The sequence below is a fragment of the Gilliamella sp. CG13 genome (genome assembly GCF_046635805.1).
GTDB lineage: Bacteria > Pseudomonadota > Gammaproteobacteria > Enterobacterales > Orbaceae > Gilliamella > Gilliamella apicola_I.
Window position 1 is genome coordinate 341627 of sequence record NZ_JBIDFM010000002.1, and the last position, 7577, is coordinate 349203.

Sequence of the window (7577 nt, forward strand, 5' to 3'; positions counted from 1 at the left end):
TTGGTTACGACATATATAAAAAAAGCTTATCCAATAAGGATAAGCTTATAAAGTTAGTTTGTTAGGATTTTATTGTTATTAAAAGTTGTATCGGTAACCCAGGTTGATCTGCTTTTTGTTAAACTTATTCCCTTTAGCAAAATCGACTTCACTGTAGATATGATGATTATTTTGTATGGTTGCGTTTATACCAAGTGCATTTTCAAACCAATGTCCACGATATTGATTAGATTCCTTGATATGATTTAATCGGTAAGAAGTATCACCATCAAACTCTTTAACATATCCTGTTTTTAAGTAAATATTGGTTTGATTTTTGATATTCGGTATCGCATATCCCATTATGACACTTGTACGTCCTATCAATGAGTTATAGCGATCATATTTAACTTTGAGTGCATTGCTCGCTTTTGTTGAATCAGCGCCATTACGAGTATAAACAACTTGTAGCTGAGGTTCTGCATATAACCCTTGTTTTTCATCAGAAAGGTAAAAACGTTTCCCTGCTTCTAACGATAGACTTAGCGCGTGGGTATTCCCTTTACCCGAAATATTTTTACCTTGGCTATCTCTAACATCAAATTGATTTTTTAATTTGGATAATTTGAAAATGCCGTCTAAGTAAAAATCGTTATTGTTGATATAAGTAGAATAGAGACCAACATTATAGTTTTTTCCTGAACCACTTCCTTGTTTAAAATCTTGATCTACATCATAGTAGCCAATCATACCACCTAAATAGAAACGACCATTTTCAGATTCATAAACCAGTTTATCAATACCACTTTGTAGCCCCCGATAATTCATTTTATAATCATTATAATTAACTGATGCAAATGAGTTTAATTGACCAACGACGCCTCTAATCCAAAAATCGCCTTGATGATCCGATATATTCCGTAAATCACCTATTCGTTGTAATAAAGTTTGGATATCAATATAAACAAGCAGATAGTTAGTATTTGCAAAGCTTAGCGTTGCTTGAGCCGTTGAAGTTTTTGATGGTTTTGAAGGTTTCTGTTTTGAACCTGTACTATATAACTCCCAACCACCAAGATCGTCTGAATCAGGATCAGTAATTTGTCTGAGATCATATTCATAACCACCTAATTCAACTTTATTGATTAATTTGAAATCGGCATGATTTCCATTAGTTTCAATGATGTCAATTTTTTCTGTTCCTGTCGTACTTTGCGATCCATCATTTTTTACAATGACATAATGTTGCCCATTCGTCCCATCTTTATCGGTTATTATTAATTTATCTGTTTTTTGGTTAACAATATCAGTTTGGAAATAAAAGCGACTATTATTACCCGTTAGTTTATTTGTCTCTAAGACGGTATAATTTGAAGGTTGGTTAGCATTTTCAAGTAATTTACCTTGCTCATCTTTCCAATTGTCATAGCGATTGAGATAAATTTCACTATCTTGGACATTTAAATTAGTCACATTTGAATCACGTTGAATGTACCATGTAGATTGATTATTCAAGCTTATGTTGGATTGACTTGTTTGATTGTCTTTGTCTAAGGTTTTATCCGTAAAGATACTCCCTTTTAAGATCGATGCATTAGACGTCAAATTAAAACTACTTGAAACCTTATCAGTCACTTTAGCCGTTCCACCACCATAAGTAACATTTAATAGATCGGTATTTTCAGCCGCTGTAGCCGAACTATTTTTTAATAACAGCACACCATTTTTTACTGAATCAGCCACAGTCATAGCTAAATTATTATCGTTGATATGCGATAACATACCGACATCAAGGCTGTGATCCCCGACCTGAATTAAATTACCGCTAGCATAGGTATTATTTCCATTTTTGTCACAACCACCAAGTTTACAGATAAAACTGTTATTATCGCTGGTATTAATCAATTCGAACTTGCCTGATTTTCCATCACTGGTAATGTCTACATTTTCGAGCATCATATTTTGGGCAAGATCTTTTGCCGAAGAACCATCTTCATTCAGACTGTAACCATTGCCAAAATTAAAACGTATTGCTGTGGTCGCTGAATGAATCGTACTACGACCTTGTCCATCCAACGCATGCATTTTTATGCTTGCTCCATCACCAATAAGTCGAAGACCATAAGAATTTTCTGAATCTGTTTTTATATGAGTTTCACCATAAGTTTCAATGCTTGAAGACGCGAGTTCCGATCCTATTTCACCGCCATGCTTAAAGATTTTTCCATCCTTATGCATTGTCCCTAATCGACCAGCGTTAATACCATCAGAAATGCTTCCTGTAGTATGAATTTGCGTGACAAAATTACTGTGTTTGTCGTTATTTAAAATGACAGATGAACCACCCGTTGCTCGAATACCCCGTGAATCCGTTCCATTAGTCTGTATAATTAAAGATCCTTTATCATAACCTTTGGCAATAACCTGTGACTGTTCCAATGTTCGAATTGCTGAACCGGCCCGACTAGCAAGGCTACCAATTTCACCTCCAGCAAATGTGACGGTTGACCCTTTATTTTTGGTATAAACCCCCATGACATAATCTTGAGAAGAATCAGTATTAATTTTAACAAGATCAAGATCTATCGTTCCTTTGCCTTCTGCCCATATGCCGGCACTTGATCCACCAGTGTTAGAAATTGTCGCAATTGACAATCCATTATTACCTTGGATTTTTATACTACCGTTGTTGACACCAATTGTTCCATAAGGTGTTGTGGCATTTTCAACTGATAAATCTAATTTATCAGCAAAAATAGTTAATTGACCGCCAGAGCCTGCCCATAATGCATTGTTTGCATTCCAATCGTTGGTATATTTATCCTTTGATTTGATTGTCACGTTATTTGCTTTTACGGTTGCTGTGGCACCTTTTTCAACAGAAATACCTCGACCTCTTTGATTTTTATTGTCGCCGATATCGATTGTTATATCTTTTGTTGTATCGGAAGCGTTTAATAAATAATTCGCATTACTACCAGTTACATTAATTCCGTTACTATTTGACTCAATCCCAGGATTATTGATAATTAAGCTACTAGCGGTATCATGGTTAACTGTCGCCCCTGCGTTAACATTAATATTGGTAAGATTATTCTCATTCGTCTCGCAAGAGTTAGTGGCATTAATTTGACCATTTGCGATACTACATGGTAAAGCATTAACATAAGTCGCGCTGGAAAGCGTTATTAATGCTATAGTTTGATATACAACAGAAAACTTATGATTTTTCATATAAATTAATAGCCTATAAAATATTTAACCTAAAATTAAATCAAAAAAAACATGATGTAATTTTCATTACATCATGTCGTTCTATTTTTTATTTTTCATAAAAACAGAATGTCAGTTTTAAAACATATTGATCTATTCATCGTTTAAAATAGATGTTTTGTCAGGGAGATTCACAAAATCAACCTTACATAATTATTATAAATTAAATATTATTTACTTACTATATACATTTCTTTACTATTCTTTAACTTTATATGATTTTCTTGCGAATTTTGGCATAGTAACGGTATATATAATCTTTTAGGATCATTAATAAAGCCTTATGCAATCAAGATAGTTAAATTTTCGTTTTAGCTTTTGCCTATTTTAATTATAGATGTATTCAGATATTTACTTGTAGGTATATGCCTTTAGGAGAATGACTAACGCGATAACAGGAATGATAATGAAGTAGGATTTAATATCTTTAGTGTCATCGTTTGTGTTTGATTAACATTGACACATGAATTTAAAAAGTGGTGGAGCCAAGGGGGATCGAACCCCTGACCTCAACGCTGCCAGCGTTGCGCTCTCCCAGCTGAGCTATGGCCCCAAGTAGAAAGGGATAAAACTGTGGCTAATAATATTCAACTCGATAATAGGTGTCAATCTATTTAATATCATTTGTTTAAATAACAATCTGATATAACTCTGCTGGGCATCCAGCAGAGTGTAAAAGTTAGCGCATAATTGAAGGTTGATCTGCACCCTCTGCTTCACTTTTTTGCGGCATAAAGTGTTCTCGTTTAACGCCTAATTTTAGTGACATGTAAGCTGCTACATAAATTGACGAAATAGTGCCTAAAACAATACCAACGCCCAATGTTTCTGAAAAACCTTTTAGCATTGAACCACCGAAAATATAGAGAATAATGACTACTGCCAAGGTTGTACCTGATGTCATTAAAGTTCGGTGTAAGGTTTGAGTCAATGAGATATTAATCACATCATAAGGCGATGCTCGACGAATTTTCCTGAAGTTTTCACGAATTCTGTCAAATACTACAATGGTATCATTAAGTGAATAACCGATAATTGAAAGCATGGCAGCAATTATGGTGAGATCCAACTCCCGATCAAACAGTGATAAATAGCCTGCAGTGATGATGACATCATGCGCAAGCGCAACAACCGCACCTGTTCCAAATCGCCATTCAAAACGAAATGCAATGTAAATTAATATGCAAACCAATGCAGCGCAGATAGCTAATATCCCATCTTGAGCAAGCTCAGAACCAACGGTTGGTCCAACAAATTCAATTCGTTTTATTTCTGCATTTGCATCAATATCTTTATGAATTAAATTTGAAATGTTGACTCCTAACGCATTATCAATAACTGAAGATACGCTACCGTCATCCTTTTTTTCTGAAGCAAGTCGAATGATAATATCTTTACTGCTTCCATAATATTGAACAACGGGCTCATGATAGCCAGCATTGCGTAAACTGTCACGGATGTCGTCAAGATTTACTGGTTTGGTCACCGTAATTTCGACTGTTGTACCACCTGTAAAATCTTGTCCCAAATTAAATCCTTTGGTCAAAATTACATAAATTGATCCAACAACAAGTAACATTGATATTGCAAAAGCAATAAAACCAAACTTTAAGAAGTCGAGCACTCTGCGACCATGATTTAGTTCTTTAACATCATGATTTTTTATATCATTACTAGTAACAATCACAATAAACCTCTAAATTGATAACTTGTTGACGCGACGACCGCCATAAATAAGATTTGCTAATGCTCGAGTACCGACGATAGATGTAAACATTGATGTTACTATACCGATACCTAATGTAATCGCAAAACCTTTGATTGAACCGGTACCGACTGCATAAAGGATAACCGCAGTAATTAATGTAGTGATATTTGCATCAAAAATACTGCTCCAAGCACCTGCATATCCTTCATTAATCGCATGTTGAACATTACGACCGTTACTCAGTTCTTCTTTTATTCGTTCATTGATCAGTACGTTTGCATCAACAGCCATACCGACAGTTAATACAATACCAGCTATACCCGGCATACTTAACGTCGCACCAGGCAATAATGACATCGCACCAACAATTAATATTAAGTTAGCAACTAACGCTAAACTCGCAAATACTCCAAATAGTCGATAAACCACTAACATAAAGATAACTGAGATTAATAATCCCCATACACAAGATTCTAGCCCTTGAGTAATATTTTCTTGCCCCATTGATGGACCAACAGTACGCTCCTCAATGATTTGAATTGGCGCTATTAATGCGCCGGCACGTAGTAAAAGTGACAAATTTTTAGCTTCATTAATGTTACTAATGCCTGTAACCTGAAAACGATCACTGAAGATGCCTTGAATTGTTGCAACATTGATAACCCGTTCAAGTCGTTCAAAAATTGGTTTATCATTTTCATCACGTTTACCAGTATCTTTATATTCGACAAATAAAGTAGCCATTGATTTATGCAGATTTTTTTGAGTAAAATCGAGCATAGTTTTTCCCCCTGAACTATCAAGGGTAATAGAAACCTCTGGTTGGGAATATTCATTCAATCGGTAAGAAGAATCCGTTATATGGTCACCAGTCAGGGCAATGCGTTTATACAACAGTACCGGACGCCCGTTTTCCATATATTTTATTTCTGAACCATAAGGAACACGCATTTGACCGTTAATGATAGCAGCCAAATCCGCTGAATTGTTTTCATTTACTTGTCTAAACTCAAGTGTAGCGGTTGCACCAATAATGCGTTTAGCCAATGCGGTATCTTGAATTCCCGGTAATTCAACAACAATTCGATCCGAACCTTGACGTTGTACAATCGGTTCAGCAACACCTAGTTGATTAACTCGGTTACGTAAAATCGTTGTGTTTTGCTGAACAGCATCGTTTTTAGCTTGTTGTAAGCGTTGTTCACTTATATTGATTATGATGCTGTTGTCGTTTTGAGAGTCAATCTTGTAATCTTGTAAATTATTGATTTTAGCAATGGCTTTGTTTCGATCTTGTGTATTAACAAACTCCATGACGATTTGTTGCTCACTATTGCGACTCAAGGATTTAAAGTTTAGTTTGCTATTATTAAAATCAGACTTTAGGTTTTCAATTGATTGCTCTACGAGTTTGTCTAATGCCGTTGTCATATCCACTTCCATCAAGAAGTGAACTCCCCCACGCAAATCTAGTCCTAATTTCATAGGTGAAGCACCAAACATGGAAAGCCACTTTGGCGTTGCGGGCGCTAGATTTAAAGCAACAATATAATTTTCACCTAAATCTTTTGAAATAAGTTCTTTGGCTTTAAGTTGCGTATCGTTATCAGCAAATCGAATTAAAATGGTTCCATTTTCGTAAACAATTGACTTGATATCGATGTGATTATCAGCTAGCAATTTTATTACATTGCTTTGCGTAGCCGTTTCAATTTTGGCACTATCCGAGCCAGAAATCTGTATAGCTGGATCTTCACCATAAATATTAGGAAGCGCATAAAGTAGGCCGACACAAATTATGACGACCAACATAATGTACTTCCACAAAGGATAGCGATTTAACACGACATATTCTCTTGTGGGGTTAGACTATTAACACAATGAATTATCATAATAATATTGTTATTATAATGATTTCATTGTACCTTTTGGTAATACAGATGTAATAAAATCACGTTTGATTATTACTTCAGTTGAATCATTTAATTCTAATGCAATATAACCATTTTCGTTCACTTTAGAAACACGACCGATCAATCCACCATTGGTTAACACTTCATCACCTTTTGAAATGGATGACATTAATTCACGGTGTGCTTTAGCACGTTTTTGTTGTGGACGCATGATCATAAAATAGAAAAATAATCCAAAAACAACAAGCATGATCGGTAAAAAATAAGGATTGCTTTCAACGGCTTGTCCGTCAGCTGCGTACGCTTGATTAATAAAAAAGTCCATATTGATCCTCTGAATTCAAATTTATTTTATAAAGGTCGAAATTGTATCATAAAAAAAAGGTTAAATATGTACTATTTGTTGCCCCTATGCCTAAGAAAGCATAAAGATTAAAATATATTTAAATTATTCACTACTAAATATTTTAAATAGAATAAATAAGTTAATAAGGTAATTTATACCTAAAACAAAGTAATATTTGTCGATTTTTTAATTAAATATTATCAGAAAGTACTTGAATTCTTTATCCGATCAATAGAAACTAAACAGAAAGTTAACCCACCTTTTGTATGTTAGTAACCGTATTATGTACGTTTAAAAGTTATGTGATTTGATAACTAAATTTTTGAATTATAATATAATCTGTCTCTTATACACATCT

At 34.6% G+C, this 7577-nt stretch carries 4 protein-coding genes and 1 tRNA gene; all 5 read right to left on the bottom strand.

Annotated elements, in window-relative coordinates; translation table 11 throughout:
- Positions 1-78 precede the first annotated feature (78 nt).
- The gene (locus tag ACGH6R_RS05520) at positions 79-3213 is read right to left on the bottom strand and encodes an autotransporter outer membrane beta-barrel domain-containing protein (protein ID WP_411599112.1); all 3135 of its coding nucleotides are present in this window, start codon (positions 3211-3213) and stop codon (positions 79-81) included.
- 516 nt (positions 3214-3729) lie between these two features.
- Positions 3730-3805, bottom strand: a tRNA-Ala gene (locus tag ACGH6R_RS05525).
- Positions 3806-3931: 126 nt separating this feature from the next.
- Entirely contained in the window at positions 3932-4918 is a 987-nt protein-coding gene (gene secF / locus ACGH6R_RS05530) for a protein translocase subunit SecF (protein ID WP_411590612.1), read from the bottom strand.
- Positions 4919-4948: 30 nt separating this feature from the next.
- A complete protein-coding gene (gene secD, locus ACGH6R_RS05535; RefSeq protein WP_267360826.1) occupies positions 4949-6805 on the bottom strand; it encodes a protein translocase subunit SecD in 1857 nt (618 codons plus the stop codon).
- 60 nt (positions 6806-6865) lie between these two features.
- Positions 6866-7198 carry a preprotein translocase subunit YajC gene (gene yajC / locus ACGH6R_RS05540; RefSeq protein ID WP_065558440.1) on the bottom strand — a complete coding sequence of 111 codons (333 nt, stop codon included), beginning with the start codon at positions 7196-7198 and terminating at the stop codon, positions 6866-6868.
- Between the last annotated feature and the right edge of the window lie 379 nt (positions 7199-7577).

What these genes read in the sequence shown, in the direction of transcription:
- ACGH6R_RS05520 (WP_411599112.1), bottom strand. Translation starts at nt 3,213, where the DNA reads ATGAAAAATCATAAGTTTTCTGTTGTATATCAAACTATAGCATTAATA.
- yajC (WP_065558440.1), bottom strand. Translation starts at nt 7,198, where the DNA reads ATGGACTTTTTTATTAATCAAGCGTACGCAGCTGACGGACAAGCCGTT.